Genomic DNA, 15,420 nt, shown 5'->3' with positions numbered 1-15,420 from the left:
TCATCTAGACTACCTAGCGAAATTACTGAGTTAGAGACTCTTCAAGAGCACGCAGGCATAGCGCAACATTTTCTTCACGCGCGCCATATCCCATCAAACCGATGCGCCACGCCTTACCAGCTAAAGCACCTAGACCTGCGCCAATCTCAAGATTATAGGTTTCTAGTAAATGATTTCGCACCTTCGCTTCGTCAATGCCCGCTGGTACATAGACTGCGTTCAGTTGAGGTAAACGGTGCGCCTCTTCAACCACAAAAGTAAAACCTAACTTCTCGAGTCCAGTTTTTAATTTTTCATGCATCGCTTGATGGCGTAGCCAAGCATTCTCGAGTCCTTCATTTTGTAACATCACTAATGACTCATGCAGGGCGTATAAACTGTTTACTGGCGCAGTATGATGATAACTGCGTTTGCCTTCACCACTCCAATAACCAAGTACTAGGCTCTGATCAAGAAACCAACTTTGTACCGGCGTCGTGCGGCTTTGAATCTTCTCAATCGCTTTGGGTGAAAATGTCAGAGGAGCCAAACCTGGAGTGCAAGAAAGACATTTTTGGCTACCAGAATAAACTGCATCCAATTGCCACTCATCGACTTTGAGCGGCATACCACCGAGAGATGTCACGGTATCAACAATGGTTAATGCATTATACTGCTTGGCTAAAGCCCCCAGTGCCTGTGCATCTGAAACCGCACCAGTGGATGTTTCTGCATGCACGAAAGCGACAATTTTAGTATCTGGATTATCTTGTAGAGCTTGAGCAACTTTATCAACCGAGACGGGTGTACCCCACTCGTCGTCAATCACAACCGCTTCTCCACCAGCACGAATTACGTTTTCACGCATGCGCTCGCCAAATACGCCATTGCGGCACACAATGACCTTATCGCCAGCTTCAATTAAGTTAACAAAACACGCTTCCATACCCGCACTGCCTGGCGCAGAGACCGCAATCGTAAACTCATTTTCAGTCTGGAAAGCATACTTTAGTAGCTGTTTTAGCTCATCCATCATGCCAACAAATAGCGGGTCTAAATGCCCAACAGTTGGACGACTCAGCGCCTGCAAAACTTGCGGTGATATATCAGAAGGACCAGGTCCCATCAGGGTTCGGCGCGGTGGAATAAAGCTTTGAATTGTCATAATCGCTCCTTGCAGCATGCTTCTAAATCTTCTCAGGTTAGACCACCTTAGACCAATATCCCGCAAGGGACAATTGGTCATAAGTCTAGTTGTTACAAATTGTTGGATTGTAGGTAAAATTATCTGTTGACTTTGATCACATAAAACCGTTCAATAATTAAACACAGAAGAGGAGCACTGCCTAGGTAGATGCATCGTGGAGCCGCAACTCCAACACGATTCATTGAGGGAGAGTAGTGCCGAGACATCGCTAAATTGTCGGTTTAGTGACGTCGGTTGACCTGAGTTGACTCTCATCAACTGTCATCAGCACTGTCTGATGATGCGCTTCTGAGGTGAATATTATTACCTCTATATATCGCACAACACTCTCTTCTCGTTCGAATGCATCGAACACAAAAACAAAGGACGTTGGGTAACCAGCAACAATTTTAGGAAGCCGTGGGAGAATCGCTGTGAGTTCTTTTAATGTCGCCAAATTTGGCGGTACTAGTGTCGCAAATTTTGAAGCCATGAGCCGCTGTGCGGCTATCATTGAAAACAATCCAAACACCAAACTCGTGGTTAGTAGTGCTTGTTCAGGAGTAACCAACTTATTGGTTGAACTCGCTAATGGAGTAAGCGATGAACAAGCTCGCATAGAGATCTTGCAAAAACTCGCTGATATCCATGAAGCGATTCTAGGTGAGCTAGAGGATGCAACGGAAACCGCCAATGAAGTGTATAAAATCCTTGATACCGTCACTAGTTTAGCTGAGGCGGCCTCAATTCAATCTAGCCACAAGTTAACCGATCACTTAGTTGCGTGTGGTGAGTTGATGTCTACCCATATTCTGGCGCAATTGATGCGTGAGCGCGGCATTAACACGACCCGTTTTGATATCCGCCAAGTGCTGCGCACCGACGATAACTTCGGTAAAGCTGAACCAGATGTGGCGCAAACGGGACAGCTAGCGGCAGAAAAACTGCTACCACTTTGCCAAGATTATGTCGTCGTAACACAAGGCTTTATCGGTTCAGACGAACAAGGCAATACCACTACTTTAGGTCGTGGAGGCAGTGACTACAGCGCGGCATTGATCGCTGAAGCGGTCAAAGCTGAAGGCTTAGAGATCTGGACTGACGTGCCGGGCATTTATACGACTGACCCACGCATTGCCGCCAAAGCATCACCGATTGCCGAAATCAGTTTTAGTGAAGCGTCAGAAATGGCTAACTTTGGCGCTAAGATCCTTCACCCATCGACTCTCGTTCCTGCCCTGCGCCATTATATTCCGGTATTTGTTGGCTCGTCAAAAGAGCCAGAAAAAGGCGGTACTTGGATCCGTCATCAAGTGCAAAGCTCACCACTATTTCGTGCGCTTGCACTGCGCTGCAATCAAACCATGGTCACACTGCGCAGTGATAAGATGTTCCATGCTTATGGCTTCCTCGCCAAAGTATTTGAAATCCTTGCTAAGCACAAAGTTTCGGTAGATTTGATCACCACCTCAGAGATCAGTGTCTCGCTAACTTTAGATCAAACCGACACATCAGGCGGTGCACCGCAACTGCCGGCAGCCGCTCATGCCGAGCTGGAACAGCTCTGTACGGTAGAAATCGAGCAAAACCTTTGCTTAGTGGCACTGATTGGCAACAACATGAGCGAGAGCCGTGGTTACGCTAAGCAAGTATTTGGTACATTGGAAGACATGAACCTGCGTATGATTTGTTTTGGTGCCAGCCCACATAACTTGTGCTTCTTAGTGCACGAGTCAGTATCACGCCAAGCGATCCAGAAGCTGCATAAAGAACTGTTTGAAGGCTGATCGCCAAGATAAAAAAACCGAGCGTGATGCTCGGTTTTTTACATTTACTAGGACACTAATCCATATCAATTTTTACATCCGCTAATGAGCCGGAGGAAAAACCTTCACCCCGTTGAGTTTTGAGCATAATACGTAAATCATTAGCAGAATCGGCACTGTGCAACGCTTCCTCTTCCGCAACTTTTCCATCCACCACCAGTTGATACAAGGCTTGATCAAAGGTCTGCATCCCCGATTGTTGCGATTTTGCCATGGTCGCTTTGAGCTCATGCAGGTCACCGCGACGAATAAGATCTGCCATACGCGGAGTATTGAGCAAAATCTCAAACGCCCCGTGTCGCCCCTGCTCATCTTTATCCCGCAATAACTGCTGCGCGACCACGCCTTTTAGGTTCATCGACAAATCAAACAAAAATTGCTCTTTCTTCTCTTTCGGCACCAGATGCAAAATTCGTTCAAGCGCTTGGTTGGCATTATTGGCATGCAAAGTTGCCATACAAAGGTGCCCAGTTTCTGCAAACGCCATGGCATATTCCATCGTTTCACGGCTACGAATTTCGCCAATTAAGATCATATCGGGTGCTTGGCGCAATGAGTTTTTCAGCGCTACTTCATAACTTTCAGTATCTAGCCCGACTTCTCGCTGAGTGACGATGCATTTTTGATGTTGATGGACAAACTCAATCGGGTCTTCGACCGTGAGGATATGCCCAGAGCGATGACTATTTCGATAGCCCGTCATAGCCGCCATCGTGGTCGATTTGCCCGAACCTGTCGCCCCGACAACCAAAACTAAGCCGCGTTTCGCGATTGCCAAGTCTTTTAAAACTTCCGGTAAATTTAGCTCAGCAAAGGTTGGGATCTCCGTTTCAATTCGCCTAATAACCGCACCGGGTTGTTCGCGCTGAAAAAACGCTGATACACGAAAGCGTCCATATTCACGCACAACGGCAAAATTGGCTTCACGACTAGAGCGAAACTCTTCATGGCGAGATTCATCCATCAAAGAATTCAACAACTCAAAGACTTGCCGCTCATTTAACACATCACTTTGCGGCTGCAACTCCCCATTGATGCGATATAACACCGGAGCACCCACGGTAATGTACAAATCTGAAGCACTGTGCTGCTTCATTCCATGAAGATAAGAATCCATCGTCATACTCATCCTTAGTAATCTAGAGTTCCAATTTTTTGCTCGACTTCTTGCGGCTCAACCAAACCACGGGCAATCAGTTGCTTGGCATTTTGCTCGATCGTCTGCATGCCTTGTGCCGCACCAGTTTGGATCACTGAGTACATCTGTGCCACTTTGTCTTCACGGATCAAGTTACGAATTGCCGGTGTCGCCATGAGAATTTCATGGCAAGCAACACGCCCGCCGCCAATGCGCTTAAGCAGCTTCTGGGCGATTACCGCACGCAGTGATTCCGAAAGCATTGAGCGCACCATGCCCTTATCGCTACCCGGGAACACATCGATAATACGGTCGATGGTTTTGGCTGCCGAGCTGGTATGCAGAGTGCCAAACACCAAGTGACCCGTTTCAGCCGCAGTCAGTGCCAAGCTAATCGTCTCTTGATCGCGCAACTCACCCACCAAAATCACATCTGGGTCTTCACGCAGAGCACTGCGCAGCGCAGCTTTAAAGCTATGGGTATCACGATGAACTTCACGTTGGTTTACCAAACATTTTTGATTCTGATGCACAAATTCAATTGGGTCTTCGATGGTCAAAATATGCTTGTTGTGATTACGATTAATGTAATCCACCATTGCCGCCAATGTGGTTGATTTACCCGAGCCGGTAGGACCGGTCACCAACACTAAACCTTTTTCCAAATTGGCAATCTTTTCGAAGATTTCCGGCGCATCCAGATCCTCTAGGGTTGGAATAGTGGTCGGGATGGTACGAAACACTGCCGCACAACCGCGCGCTTGATTAAATGCGTTAACACGGAAACGACCAACATCAGGTAATTCAAATGAAAAGTCGACTTCGAGACGCTCCTCAAATTCACTACGCTGAGCATCGTTCATAATCTCAAAGACTAAACGGTGCACATCGGCATGGCTAAAAGCCGGTACGCTCAGCTTTCTGACCTCACCGTCGATGCGCACCATTGGAGAAACACCTGCGGAAAGATGTAGATCTGACGCATTATGTTTTACACTAAAGTCCAGTAACTCAGCGATATCCATTTAAATTCCTTAGTAAAGTTAGATATGAGTAGTATTCAACAAAATATTGAACAGATCACCTCAGAGATCTTAAGTGCACAGCAAAAATGTGGTCGTGCTCAAGAGTCAGTACAGCTTCTTGCAGTAAGTAAGACTAAGCCGAACCAAGCAGTTCTTGAAGCTGCGCAAGCCGGTCAACGCGCCTTTGGTGAAAATTACGTGCAAGAAGGCGTAGACAAAATAGCATATTTTTCCGAGCATCATCCTGAGCTAGCGATTGAATGGCACTTTATTGGTCCAATTCAATCGAATAAAACTCGTCCGGTAGCAGAGAACTTTGCTTGGGTTCATACCATTGATCGCGCTAAGATTGCTCAACGCCTGAGTGATCAACGCCCGATAGAGATGCCACCATTACAAGTACTAATTCAGGTTAATACCAGTGGTGAAAGCTCGAAGTCAGGTATTGAAGAACAACAGGTTTTTGAACTGGCGCAGTTGATTTCCTCACTGCCAAACCTCACTTTAAGAGGATTGATGTCGATTCCGGCGAATGTGCCAGACTACGCATCACAGCTTAATGCGTTCAACCAACTGGCGGATTTAAAACAGCGCCTGAGTGAACGTTTCCCTGAGCTGAACTTGGATACCCTCTCTATGGGTATGAGTGGCGATATGGAAGCCGCCATTGAAGCTGGAAGTACTATGGTTCGCATCGGAACCGCTATTTTCGGCGCACGTGACTACAGCAAGTAATAACATAACAACTAGGAAGCCATCATGGATCATAAGAAAATCACCTTTATCGGCGCGGGAAATATGGCGCGTTCAATTATTGCTGGACTGCTTGCAAGCGGCTACCCGGCAAATCTGATCACCGCAACCGATCCCAACCAAGATCAACGTGATTTTCTTGCCAGCCAATATGGCATTAATACTGACGCAGATAACGCAACGGCAACAAACAATGCAGATGTCATCGTGCTCGCGGTGAAACCTCAGCTAATGTCTGTAGTTGCAGAAGGTATGCAGGCGATTGATTACCAAAACAAGTTGGTTATCTCGATTGCCGCGGGTATCAGTGCCAAGCGTCTCAACCAAATGTTTGCTGCAACACTCAACCTTGTACGAGTGATGCCAAACACTCCAGCGCTCGTTAGCCAAGGCATGAGTGGACTTTACGCTCCGCACAATGTTAGCCAAGCAGACAAACAATTTGCGGCAGATTTGATGAGCGCCGTAGGTAAGGTATGCTGGGTTGAGGCAGAATCAGGTATTAACAATGTTATTGCCGCTGCTGGTAGTGCTCCAGCGTATTTCTTCCTCTTTATGGAAGCGATGCAAGCGGAAGCGATCAAACAAGGATTTGACGCGGATACTGCGCGTTTATTGGTGCAACAATCGGCTTTAGGTGCTGCGGAAATGGTTATCGCTAACCCTGAAACTGAACTTTCAACTTTACGTGAGCAAGTGACCTCAAAAGGAGGCACCACCGCTGAAGCGATTCGCACCTTCAATGAACACCAACTAACTGATATCGTAGCTAAAGCGATGCAGGCTGCGGTTATTCGCGCAGAAGAAATGGAAAAACTATTTTAAGCCGATTTACGGCAGTTTAAACACAAGGGTCACCTATGAATTCAATGAGTTTTCTAATCTCCACCTTGTTTGATCTCTACATCATGGTGGTGTTGCTGCGCATCTGGCTACAAGCCGCGCGAGCAGATTTCTACAACCCGTTTTCACAGTTTATTGTTAAAGCAACTCAGCCTGTAATTGGTCCACTTCGCAGAGTGATCCCTTCGGTTGGCAATATCGATTTGGCAACCGTATTGTTTGCCTATGTACTGTGCGTATTAAAGTTCTTCAGCCTAATGGCAATCGCCTCTGGTACATTGATATTTAGCGTTGATTTCTTGTGGCTTGGTCTACTGTCGTTCGCTAAAGCAGCGGGCGGCTTGTTATTCTGGGTACTACTTATCCGCGCTATCTTGAGTTGGGTAAGTCAAGGTCGCAGCCCAATTGAGTATGTCTTCCATCAACTGACTGAACCAATGCTGGCGCCGATTCGTCGCATTATTCCAGCGATGGGTGGTTTCGATCTCAGCGTGCTGGTGCTATTTATTGGTTTGCAGTTCGCTAATTTCCTGATGGGTGATTTGATCGGTCCAATCTGGTTCCAACTATAATGTCAGTAGCGGTATGGCGTGAAGGTGGAGACGTGGTGCTTCGCCTTTATATCCAACCGAAAGCAAGCCGCGACAAAATCGTTGGCTTGCATGGTGAAGAAATCAAGATTGCGATTACTGCACCGCCTGTTGATGGCAAAGCCAATGCACACTTAACTAAGTATTTGGCAAAGCAATTTAAAGTGGCAAAAGGATTGGTAAATATCGAGAAAGGAGAGCTCGGGCGCCATAAACAGGTGCGCATTATCTCCCCCAATCAAATTCCCACTGAAATCGAAGCCATCCTATGATGGCTTTTTGTTTATCTAAATGGATGTAACGATATGAAAAAGTGGCTAATTACACTCCTTGTAAGCTGTTTAGCTCTACCAAGTTATGCTGGACAATTTAAAACCATCAAAGACGTTGAAGCCCATTACTCAGCGTTCAACTCCACCTTTCTCACCCCACAAGTGGCGCGTAGTTATAAACTCAAACGTAGCGGCTACTCTGCAATTTTAAATATTAGCTTGCTCGACATGTCGCAAGTAGGAAAACCTGCAATTGCAGGCAAGGTGTCTGGCACAGCCAAAAACTTACTTGGGCAAACCCGCCAACTGAGCTTTAGAGAAATCAAAGAAGGCGATGCTATCTACTACTTGGCTGAATTTAATATCAGTGAAGAAGAAAATATTAGCTTTAATATCGATATCGATGCTGGCAATAAAGGCAAAGGCGCTTTAAAGTTCACGCAAAAATTTTATGTTGAAGAATAAACGGGACCAAGCATGAGCAAGATTGTATTAGCGACCGGTAACCAAGGCAAAGTGCGTGAAATGGCAGATTTGCTCGCAGACTTTGGCTTTGAAGTGCTGGCGCAGAGCGAATTCAATGTGACAGAAGCTGATGAAACTGGCACAACTTTTATTGAAAACGCAATTATCAAAGCACGCCACGCAGCTAAAGAAACGGGCTTGCCAGCTATCGCCGATGACTCTGGTCTTGAAGTGGATTACCTTAAAGGTGCGCCCGGGATTTATTCTGCGCGTTACGCGGGCGCTGACGCAAGTGATGAGGAGAACCTCAATAAACTGCTGAATGCCATGCAAGGCGTACCAGAAGAGCAGCGCACTGCCCGTTTCCACTGTGTATTGGTTTTGATGCGTCATGCTGACGATCCAACCCCAATCGTGTGTCACGGTAAGTGGGAAGGTCGCATTCTAACCGAAGCTCAAGGTGAGAATGGCTTTGGCTATGACCCTATTTTCTATGTACCTGAAGATAACTGCTCATCTGCCCAACTAGAACCTACGCGTAAAAAACAACTTTCTCATCGCGGTAAAGCACTGAAAGCTCTCTTCGCCACTTTAGCGGAGCAGCGTTAACTGATGCAATTAGTACCACCAGCACTCAGTCTATATGTTCACATCCCATGGTGTGTACAGAAGTGCCCTTATTGTGATTTTAACTCTCATGCGCTCAAAGCAGAGATCCCTGAAGAACAGTACATTAGTGCGCTGCTTGAAGACTTAGATCGCGATATTGAGAAATACCAACTCAACCTCGCCCCGCGCCCATTGCACTCGATCTTTATTGGTGGTGGTACGCCAAGCTTAATTTCAGCAGAGGGCATCAAACGTCTATTGGACGGTATTGAACAGCGTATTCCATTCAAGTCTGGGATTGAAATTACCATGGAAGCCAACCCAGGCACAGTGGAGACCGATCGCTTTGTCGGCTATCAAGCCGCTGGGGTCACTCGTATTTCCATCGGCGTACAGAGCTTTGCGGCTGAGAAGCTCGAAAAGCTCGGTCGTATCCATGGTCAACAAGAAGCCATCAATGCGGCAAAACTAGCTCATCAGATTGGGCTAAACAGCTTCAACCTAGATTTAATGCATGGCTTACCGGATCAAAGTATTGAACAAGCTTTGGCGGATCTCGGCCAAGCGATTGAGCTTAATCCTCCGCACCTCTCTTGGTATCAGCTGACTATCGAGCCAAATACCATGTTCTACTACAAGCCGCCGACATTACCGGATGATGATGACTTGTGGGATATCTTTGAGCGTGGACATCAAAAGCTTACCGAAGCAGGTTATGTGCAGTATGAGATTTCTGGCTATAGCAAACCCGGCTATCAGTGCCAGCATAACCTCAACTACTGGCGCTTTGGCGATTACCTTGGCATTGGCTGCGGCTCTCACGGTAAATTGAGTTTTAGTGATGGCCGCATTGTACGCACAACCAAGACTAAGCATCCACGAGGCTACCTTGCCGCATACCAGAATATGGTTAAACCATATTTAAGTGATGAGTTTGAAGTCGCAGCAGAAGATCGCCCATTTGAGTTCTTTATGAACCGTTTCCGCTTAATTGAAGCCTGCCCAAAACAAGACTTTATCGATACTACCGGGCTTGAACTGAGTGCGATTCAAGACACCATCGATTGGGCGCTTGAGCAGCAATATTTGTCACAAACTGACACTCACTGGCAGATCACCGAAAAAGGTAAGCTTTTTTTGAACGATCTACTCGAAGCATTTATGGCGGATGAAGAGTAAGACGCGCAGCAAAGCTGCGCTTGGATGCGGGATGTTCGAAGACGGAACGCTCTATAAATAGAGTTTTGAGAGAACCCTACTCCATAGCGAAGCGTTCCGAAATCCGTAAGCGCAGCTTTTATGCTGCGCGTTCAAATCCTCAGAAAATCGAACGCCCAATACGCTCTGAAAGCAATTCTAGGGCTTTGGTACCTGCGAGTGAGTTACCTGACGCATCTAGCTCTGGAGACCAGACCGCGATACTCATTTCACCGGGTACGATGGCAATGATGCCACCACCTACGCCTGATTTACCTGGCATACCTACGCGGTAGGCAAACTCACCAGCACCATCATAAAGACCACAGGTAGCCAATAGCGCATTAAGCTGCTTAGTCTGCATTGGCGTGATGATCTGCTTGCCTGTTTGCACCGAGACGCCTTTGTTAGCTAAATAGCTAAAGGTTTTCGCCAAATCGACACAGTTCATTTTCAAAGCGCAAGCATGGAAATAGTTCGCCAATACTGGAATAACATCATTCTCAAAGTTACCAAATGAGCGCATCAGATAAGCGATTGCAGCATTTCGATCGCTGTGCATCATCTCAGAGGCAGCGACCACTTTGTCATAAACAATATGATCTTCACCTGACAGTTGGCGAACGAACTCAAGTAAACGGTGACGAGGGGCAGAAAGACGACTATGCAGCAAATCAGCCACCACGATTGCACCAGCGTTAATAAACGGATTACGGGGAATACCCTGCTCCATCTCCAACTGAATCATAGAGTTAAATGCCTGACCCGATGGTTCTTTGCCGACGCGTTGCCAGATTTCGTTTGGCTTATACAGAGACATAGCAAGCGTTAAGCTCAGAGCTTTAGAGATCGATTGGATCGAGAACCCCTCGTCTGCATCTCCCGCTTTGATCACTTCACCTTGGTTAGTGAATACCGCGATCCCCAACTTAGTATTTGGTACTTTCGCCAATGCTGGAATGTAATCTGCGACTTTTCCTTGCCCAATTAGAGGACGAACTTCTTCCAAAATGTCCGCTAAAATCTCACGTGTCGGTTTCATCTATGACCTGCTTGTGGTTGTCGTTGAAACTCGCCAAAACGAGTCTGTTTACTAGATATTCTAGCCATATCCCTATCTACTTAATGACTTTGCTGTTGTTAGGCAAAAAGCCTAATCAATTAACCCAAAGCATTAAGTGAGATCGATATAGAGTCAAAAAAGCCAACATCGCAATGTTGGCTTTTGACTAATTCTTTTATACCAAACGAGGTTTGGTATCGTAAAGCGAATCGCGAAATTACGCAGTACGTTTGTATTTGATGTCCCAAACGCCGTGACCTAGACGGTGACCACGCGCTTCAAACTTAGTCAGTGGACGCTCATCCGGACGAGGGATGTAGTCGCCATCTGTCGCAATATTGGCAAAACCAGGTGCTTGGTTCATGATTTCAATCATGTGCTCTGCATAGTTTTCCCAGTCAGTCGCCATGTGGAAGATACCTTCTTCCAATTTAAGCTTTTGACGTACCATTTCAGCAAACTCAAGCTGCACGATACGACGCTTGTGGTGACGTTTTTTGTGCCATGGGTCTGGGAAGAACAATTGTAGAGTGCTTAAGCTGCCGTCTGGAATCATGTGCTCAAATACTTCAACTGCATCGTGACACATTACACGTAGGTTAGTTACGCCTGCTTCACGCGCATCAGAAAGACATGCGCCAACACCTGGACTATGCACTTCAATACCGATGAAGTTTTTCTCAGGCGCATTTTTTGCCATCTCTACCAGTGACGCACCCATGCCGAAACCGATCTCTAGTACCACAGGGTTATCGTTACCAAACACTTCTTTCCAATCAAGAAGCTCAGCTTGGTAGTCAATACCCATTGTTGGCCAGCACTCTTTCATCGCATTTTCTTGACCTTTGGTCAGACGACCTTCACGACGCACAAAACTACGTATTTTGCGGATCAACTTGCCGTCTTCATTGTATTCGTTAGTGGTCACTTCACTCATGATTTCGCCTGTTTAAAAATTGGTCTCGACTTAAAGGGATTGTGATTATCCAAAGAATTGCCATTGGTGCAAGCATTTCACGTAAAAAACCTTAGAGTTTATCGGTTGTATTTACCCCACAATCTGTGATGCAATTTTAGACCATTAATCTTACTAATTATAATCGAGCAAGTCGTGACGCCTTTTGCCAAAGCCATAGTTACTTGGTATGACGCCTACGGAAGAAAAAATCTCCCTTGGCAACAAAACAAAACCGCCTACAGTGTTTGGCTATCAGAAATTATGCTGCAACAAACCCAAGTTGCGACCGTGATTCCCTATTACCAACGCTTCCTAGAACGCTTTCCTAGCGTGGTCGATCTGGCAAATGCCGAACAAGACGAAGTTCTCCACCTTTGGACGGGACTTGGCTATTACGCCCGCGCGCGTAACTTACATAAAGCAGCCAAGATTGTGGCAGCAGAGTATCAAGGTGAATTTCCTACCGATATAGAGCAGCTTAATGCGCTACCGGGGATTGGTCGCTCGACCGCTGCTGCGATTTTATCATCGGTGTATAAGCAGCCTCATGCCATCTTAGATGGCAACGTAAAGCGCACTCTGGCGCGCTGCTTTGCGGTTGAAGGTTGGCCTGGTCAGAAGAAAGTTGAAAACCAGCTTTGGCAATACGCCGAACAACATACGCCAGCACGAGATACCGATAAATATAACCAAGCTATGATGGATATGGGCGCGATGGTTTGTACTCGCAGCAAACCTAAATGCACCCTTTGCCCGGTAGAGCAACTTTGTCTTGCCACCAAACAAGGTAACCCGCTTGATTACCCGGGTAAAAAACCGAAAAAAGACAAGCCAGTTAAAGAGACTTGGTTTGTTATGCTGCATTACCAAGGAGAGATTTGGCTAGAGCAACGACCACAAACGGGGATCTGGGGAGGCTTATTCTGCTTCCCACAAAACGAAACAGCGGATATCCAAACACAATTAGATCGCCTACAAATCACAACAATGGACATAAAACGTCGCGAGCAACTGATCGCGTTTCGCCACACCTTTAGCCATTATCATCTCGACATCACGCCGATTTTGCTGGATTTATCAAAACAGCCTGACGTGATAATGGAAGGAAGCAAAGGTCTTTGGTATAACTTATCTCAACCAGAAGAAGTTGGCTTAGCCGCGCCAGTGAAGCAATTGCTGGAGAGTTTGCCATTTGAACTTCAATAGTTAAAAAGGAATCTGTTATGAGCCGCACTGTATTTTGTGCTCGTCTGAAGCAAGACGCTGAAGGTCTTGATTTTCAACTTTACCCAGGCGAACTAGGTAAAAAAATCTTCGACAATATCTCAAAGCAAGCATGGGCTGAGTGGCAACACAAGCAAACTATGTTAATCAACGAGAAGAAACTCAACATGATGGATCCAGAGCACCGTAAGCTACTGGAAACTGAAATGGTTAACTTCTTGTTTGAAGGTAAAGATGTTCACATTGAAGGCTACACGCCACCGAGTGAATAATTAATACCGACAATGAGAAATGGCATCGCAGTTTACTGGGGTGTCATTTTTTTATGTTTAGGATCTGTACTTCTAGGATAGTAATGAAAAAACTCGCCTATTTTTTTACTGCCATGCTGCTGGTTGGTTGTAGCCGTGAATTTGTTGAAAGCATTTATGATGTTAACTACGAGCCGACTAACCGCTTTGCCAAAAACCTTGCCCAGCTTCCAGGTCAATTTACTAAAGATACTGCGGCGCTTGATGCCTTGATCAGTAGCTTTTCTGGCAATATCGAAAAACGTTGGGGTAGTCGCGAAATTAAAGTTGCGGGCAAGAGTAACTACGTAAAGTACATCGATAACTACCTTAGCCGCTCAGAAGTCGACTTTGCCAAAGGCACCATTATCGTTGAAACGGTCTCACCAACCGATCCTAAACTGCATCTAAAAAACGCCATTATTACCACTCTGTTGACGCCAGATGATCCTATGAGTGTTGACCTGTTCTCTTCCAAGAGCATTAAATTGGAAGGACGTCCATTTCTCTATCAACAAGTGGTCGATCAGGACAACAAGCCGATTCAATGGTCATGGCGCGCTAACCGCTTCGCCGACTATTTGATTGCTAATAAGCTCAAAGTCAAAGATGTCGATTTTAAAAAAGCCTACTACGTCGAGATCCCTCTGGTTGAGGATCAAGTTGAGATCCGTAGTTATCAATATGCCGATATCGTGCGCCGCGCCTCACGTAAATATGACATCCCTGAAGATTTGATTTATGCGATTATCAAAACTGAAAGTAGCTTTAACCCATACGCAGTTAGTTGGGCGAACGCTTACGGTTTAATGCAAGTGGTGCCAAAAACAGCCGGGCGTGACGTGTTCAAGCTAGTCAAAAACCGCTCTGGCGAGCCAAGCCCTGAGTATCTGTTTAATCCAGAAAACAATATCGATACTGGTACCGCTTACTTTTACATCTTGAAAAACCGTTACCTAAAAGATGTTAGCCATCCACTCACTTTGGAATACACCATGATCTCGGCATATAACGGTGGAACTGGTGGCGTTTTGAACACGTTTAATCGTAGTGACCGAAAAAGAGCCATGCGCGACATCAATTCACTGCAGCCAAATCAAGTTTATTGGGCTTTAACCAACAAGCACCCCAAGGCAGAAGCACGTAGATACTTAGAAAAAGTCACAAAATTCAAAAAGGATTTTAACTCTGGCAAAACTTAATAGAGACTTTTGAACAAAAACCAAGCAAACAACCATTATTTTGAAAAAAAACTGAAAAACACGTTGACGTAGCGACTGAAAATACGTTTAATACGCTCCGTCGCCCGGATAGCTCAGTCGGTAGAGCAGAGGATTGAAAATCCTCGTGTCGGTGGTTCGATTCCGCCTCCGGGCACCACAATTTCTTAATTGTTGGTGCTTAAGTACGAACAGTTAGTAAAAGAATATAGTGTGCCGACTTAGCTCAGTAGGTAGAGCAACTGACTTGTAATCAGTAGGTCACCAGTTCGATTCCGGTAGTCGGCACCATTCTTTTGCCTCGATAGCTCAGTCGGTAGAGCAGAGGATTGAAAATCCTCGTGTCGGTGGTTCGATTCCGCCTCGAGGCACCATTATTTGGTGCGCTTACTTAATTGGTAAGACACAAACAGAATAGTTCCTCCTTAGCTCAGTTGGTAGAGCGACGGACTGTTAATCCGCAGGTCGCTGGTTCGAGCCCAGCAGGAGGAGCCACATTAAGAAGCCATGTCGAAAGACGTGGCTTTTTTCTTATCTGCTGTGTCCCGTCCTGAAATGTGTTTACACATTGAGGACGAATTATGACCACTTCAAATAAACTCTACATTAAGCGCACTCAGCGTGATTACACACTAGGCTTTAAATTGCAGGTCGTTGATGCCGTAGAAAAAGGAGAAATGACCTACAAGCAAGCACAAGCCATTTATGGTATCCAAGGTCGCTCAACTGTTTTAACTTGGCTGAGAAAGCACGGAAAAATGGATTGGACGCAAAACCCAAGG

Annotated in this window: 17 protein-coding genes, 4 tRNA genes and 1 riboswitch; of the genes, 16 read left to right on the top strand and 5 right to left on the bottom strand. The window is 46.0% G+C overall.

Going from position 1 to position 15,420, the window contains the following annotated elements:
- Positions 1-22 precede the first annotated feature (22 nt).
- On the bottom strand, positions 23-1,144 hold the full coding sequence (locus DPF93_RS08840; RefSeq protein WP_114765841.1) for a pyridoxal-phosphate-dependent aminotransferase family protein: 1,122 nt from the start codon (positions 1,142-1,144) through the stop codon (positions 23-25).
- Between the two features lie 159 nt (positions 1,145-1,303).
- A riboswitch (Lysine riboswitch) is annotated at positions 1,304-1,482 on the top strand.
- Positions 1,483-1,599: 117 nt separating this feature from the next.
- Here DPF93_RS08840 and lysC point away from each other — a divergent pair.
- Positions 1,600-2,952, top strand: a complete 1,353-nt coding sequence (gene lysC / locus DPF93_RS08835) for a lysine-sensitive aspartokinase 3 (protein WP_114765840.1) — start codon at positions 1,600-1,602, stop codon at positions 2,950-2,952.
- A 55-nt stretch (positions 2,953-3,007) separates the two neighbouring features.
- On the opposite strand, the gene DPF93_RS08830 is transcribed toward lysC, so the two are convergent.
- Together DPF93_RS08830 and DPF93_RS08825 are read right to left on the bottom strand one after the other, a co-directional pair.
- Positions 3,008-4,114 (bottom strand): PilT/PilU family type 4a pilus ATPase, encoded by a 1,107-nt coding sequence (locus DPF93_RS08830; RefSeq protein ID WP_114765839.1) that lies wholly within the window; start codon positions 4,112-4,114, stop codon positions 3,008-3,010.
- Between the two features lie 8 nt (positions 4,115-4,122).
- Positions 4,123-5,154 carry a type IV pilus twitching motility protein PilT gene (locus DPF93_RS08825; RefSeq protein ID WP_114765838.1) on the bottom strand — a complete coding sequence of 344 codons (1,032 nt, stop codon included), beginning with the start codon at positions 5,152-5,154 and terminating at the stop codon, positions 4,123-4,125.
- A 24-nt stretch (positions 5,155-5,178) separates the two neighbouring features.
- Here DPF93_RS08825 and DPF93_RS08820 point away from each other — a divergent pair, with 24 nt between their 5' ends.
- From DPF93_RS08820 to hemW, 7 genes are read left to right on the top strand one after another with little or no spacing between them, the layout of a single operon-like run.
- Positions 5,179-5,889: a YggS family pyridoxal phosphate-dependent enzyme gene (locus DPF93_RS08820; RefSeq protein ID WP_114765837.1), complete on the top strand. Its 711-nt coding sequence runs from the start codon at positions 5,179-5,181 to the stop codon at positions 5,887-5,889.
- A 24-nt stretch (positions 5,890-5,913) separates the two neighbouring features.
- Positions 5,914-6,732: a pyrroline-5-carboxylate reductase gene (proC, locus tag DPF93_RS08815; protein ID WP_114765836.1), complete on the top strand. Its 819-nt coding sequence runs from the start codon at positions 5,914-5,916 to the stop codon at positions 6,730-6,732.
- A gap of 35 nt (positions 6,733-6,767) precedes the next feature.
- The gene (locus DPF93_RS08810; protein ID WP_114765835.1) at positions 6,768-7,322 is read left to right on the top strand and encodes a YggT family protein; all 555 of its coding nucleotides are present in this window, start codon (positions 6,768-6,770) and stop codon (positions 7,320-7,322) included.
- Entirely contained in the window at positions 7,322-7,612 is a 291-nt protein-coding gene (gene yggU, locus DPF93_RS08805; protein ID WP_114765834.1) for a DUF167 family protein YggU, read from the top strand. The genes DPF93_RS08810 and yggU overlap by 1 nt, the downstream gene beginning before the upstream one ends.
- Before the next feature lie 33 nt (positions 7,613-7,645).
- A complete protein-coding gene (locus DPF93_RS08800) occupies positions 7,646-8,077 on the top strand; it encodes a DUF4426 domain-containing protein (protein WP_114765833.1) in 432 nt (143 codons plus the stop codon).
- Between the two features lie 12 nt (positions 8,078-8,089).
- A complete protein-coding gene (locus DPF93_RS08795; RefSeq protein WP_114765832.1) occupies positions 8,090-8,686 on the top strand; it encodes an XTP/dITP diphosphatase in 597 nt (198 codons plus the stop codon).
- A 3-nt stretch (positions 8,687-8,689) separates the two neighbouring features.
- Positions 8,690-9,865, top strand: a complete 1,176-nt coding sequence (hemW, locus tag DPF93_RS08790; protein WP_114765831.1) for a radical SAM family heme chaperone HemW — start codon at positions 8,690-8,692, stop codon at positions 9,863-9,865.
- A 139-nt stretch (positions 9,866-10,004) separates the two neighbouring features.
- Here hemW and glsB read toward each other — a convergent pair whose 3' ends face one another.
- On the bottom strand, positions 10,005-10,925 hold the full coding sequence (gene glsB, locus DPF93_RS08785; RefSeq protein WP_075650897.1) for a glutaminase B: 921 nt from the start codon (positions 10,923-10,925) through the stop codon (positions 10,005-10,007).
- 238 nt (positions 10,926-11,163) lie between these two features.
- On the bottom strand, positions 11,164-11,883 hold the full coding sequence (gene trmB / locus DPF93_RS08780) for a tRNA (guanosine(46)-N7)-methyltransferase TrmB (protein WP_114765830.1): 720 nt from the start codon (positions 11,881-11,883) through the stop codon (positions 11,164-11,166).
- A 174-nt stretch (positions 11,884-12,057) separates the two neighbouring features.
- On the opposite strand from trmB, the gene mutY reads away from it, so the two are divergent.
- The 8 genes from mutY to DPF93_RS08740 all read left to right on the top strand — a co-directional run.
- Complete coding sequence (gene mutY, locus DPF93_RS08775; protein ID WP_114765829.1) at positions 12,058-13,110, top strand: A/G-specific adenine glycosylase; 1,053 nt, start codon at positions 12,058-12,060, stop codon at positions 13,108-13,110.
- A gap of 17 nt (positions 13,111-13,127) precedes the next feature.
- Positions 13,128-13,400, top strand: coding sequence for an oxidative damage protection protein (locus tag DPF93_RS08770; protein ID WP_075650903.1), 273 nt, complete (start codon positions 13,128-13,130; stop codon positions 13,398-13,400).
- An 83-nt stretch (positions 13,401-13,483) separates the two neighbouring features.
- Complete coding sequence (gene mltC, locus DPF93_RS08765; protein WP_114765828.1) at positions 13,484-14,620, top strand: membrane-bound lytic murein transglycosylase MltC; 1,137 nt, start codon at positions 13,484-13,486, stop codon at positions 14,618-14,620.
- 102 nt (positions 14,621-14,722) lie between these two features.
- Positions 14,723-14,798: transfer RNA gene (locus DPF93_RS08760), tRNA-Phe, on the top strand.
- Positions 14,799-14,853: 55 nt separating this feature from the next.
- A tRNA-Thr gene (locus DPF93_RS08755) sits at positions 14,854-14,929 on the top strand.
- 7 nt (positions 14,930-14,936) lie between these two features.
- Positions 14,937-15,012: transfer RNA gene (locus DPF93_RS08750), tRNA-Phe, on the top strand.
- 45 nt (positions 15,013-15,057) lie between these two features.
- A tRNA-Asn gene (locus DPF93_RS08745) sits at positions 15,058-15,133 on the top strand.
- An 86-nt stretch (positions 15,134-15,219) separates the two neighbouring features.
- Positions 15,220-15,420 (top strand): helix-turn-helix domain-containing protein (locus DPF93_RS08740; protein ID WP_164675343.1); only part of this gene is annotated, 201 nt, incomplete at its 3' end.

The sequence above is a fragment of the Vibrio rhodolitus genome (assembly GCF_003350325.1).
Classification (GTDB): domain Bacteria; phylum Pseudomonadota; class Gammaproteobacteria; order Enterobacterales; family Vibrionaceae; genus Vibrio; species Vibrio rhodolitus.
The sequence above is the reverse complement of the archived record's forward strand: the minus strand, read 5'-3'. Positions and strand labels throughout refer to the sequence as shown.

What these genes read in the sequence shown, in the direction of transcription:
- trmB (WP_114765830.1), bottom strand. Translation starts at nt 11,883, where the DNA reads ATGAGTGAAGTGACCACTAACGAATACAATGAAGACGGCAAGTTGATC.
- yggU (WP_114765834.1), top strand. Translation starts at nt 7,322, where the DNA reads ATGTCAGTAGCGGTATGGCGTGAAGGTGGAGACGTGGTGCTTCGCCTT.
- DPF93_RS08810 (WP_114765835.1), top strand. Translation starts at nt 6,768, where the DNA reads ATGAATTCAATGAGTTTTCTAATCTCCACCTTGTTTGATCTCTACATC.
- DPF93_RS08840 (WP_114765841.1), bottom strand. Translation starts at nt 1,144, where the DNA reads ATGACAATTCAAAGCTTTATTCCACCGCGCCGAACCCTGATGGGACCT.
- DPF93_RS08795 (WP_114765832.1), top strand. Translation starts at nt 8,090, where the DNA reads ATGAGCAAGATTGTATTAGCGACCGGTAACCAAGGCAAAGTGCGTGAA.
- mltC (WP_114765828.1), top strand. Translation starts at nt 13,484, where the DNA reads ATGAAAAAACTCGCCTATTTTTTTACTGCCATGCTGCTGGTTGGTTGT.
- hemW (WP_114765831.1), top strand. Translation starts at nt 8,690, where the DNA reads ATGCAATTAGTACCACCAGCACTCAGTCTATATGTTCACATCCCATGG.
- DPF93_RS08800 (WP_114765833.1), top strand. Translation starts at nt 7,646, where the DNA reads ATGAAAAAGTGGCTAATTACACTCCTTGTAAGCTGTTTAGCTCTACCA.
- DPF93_RS08770 (WP_075650903.1), top strand. Translation starts at nt 13,128, where the DNA reads ATGAGCCGCACTGTATTTTGTGCTCGTCTGAAGCAAGACGCTGAAGGT.
- glsB (WP_075650897.1), bottom strand. Translation starts at nt 10,925, where the DNA reads ATGAAACCGACACGTGAGATTTTAGCGGACATTTTGGAAGAAGTTCGT.
- DPF93_RS08820 (WP_114765837.1), top strand. Translation starts at nt 5,179, where the DNA reads ATGAGTAGTATTCAACAAAATATTGAACAGATCACCTCAGAGATCTTA.
- DPF93_RS08830 (WP_114765839.1), bottom strand. Translation starts at nt 4,114, where the DNA reads ATGACGATGGATTCTTATCTTCATGGAATGAAGCAGCACAGTGCTTCA.
- proC (WP_114765836.1), top strand. Translation starts at nt 5,914, where the DNA reads ATGGATCATAAGAAAATCACCTTTATCGGCGCGGGAAATATGGCGCGT.
- DPF93_RS08825 (WP_114765838.1), bottom strand. Translation starts at nt 5,154, where the DNA reads ATGGATATCGCTGAGTTACTGGACTTTAGTGTAAAACATAATGCGTCA.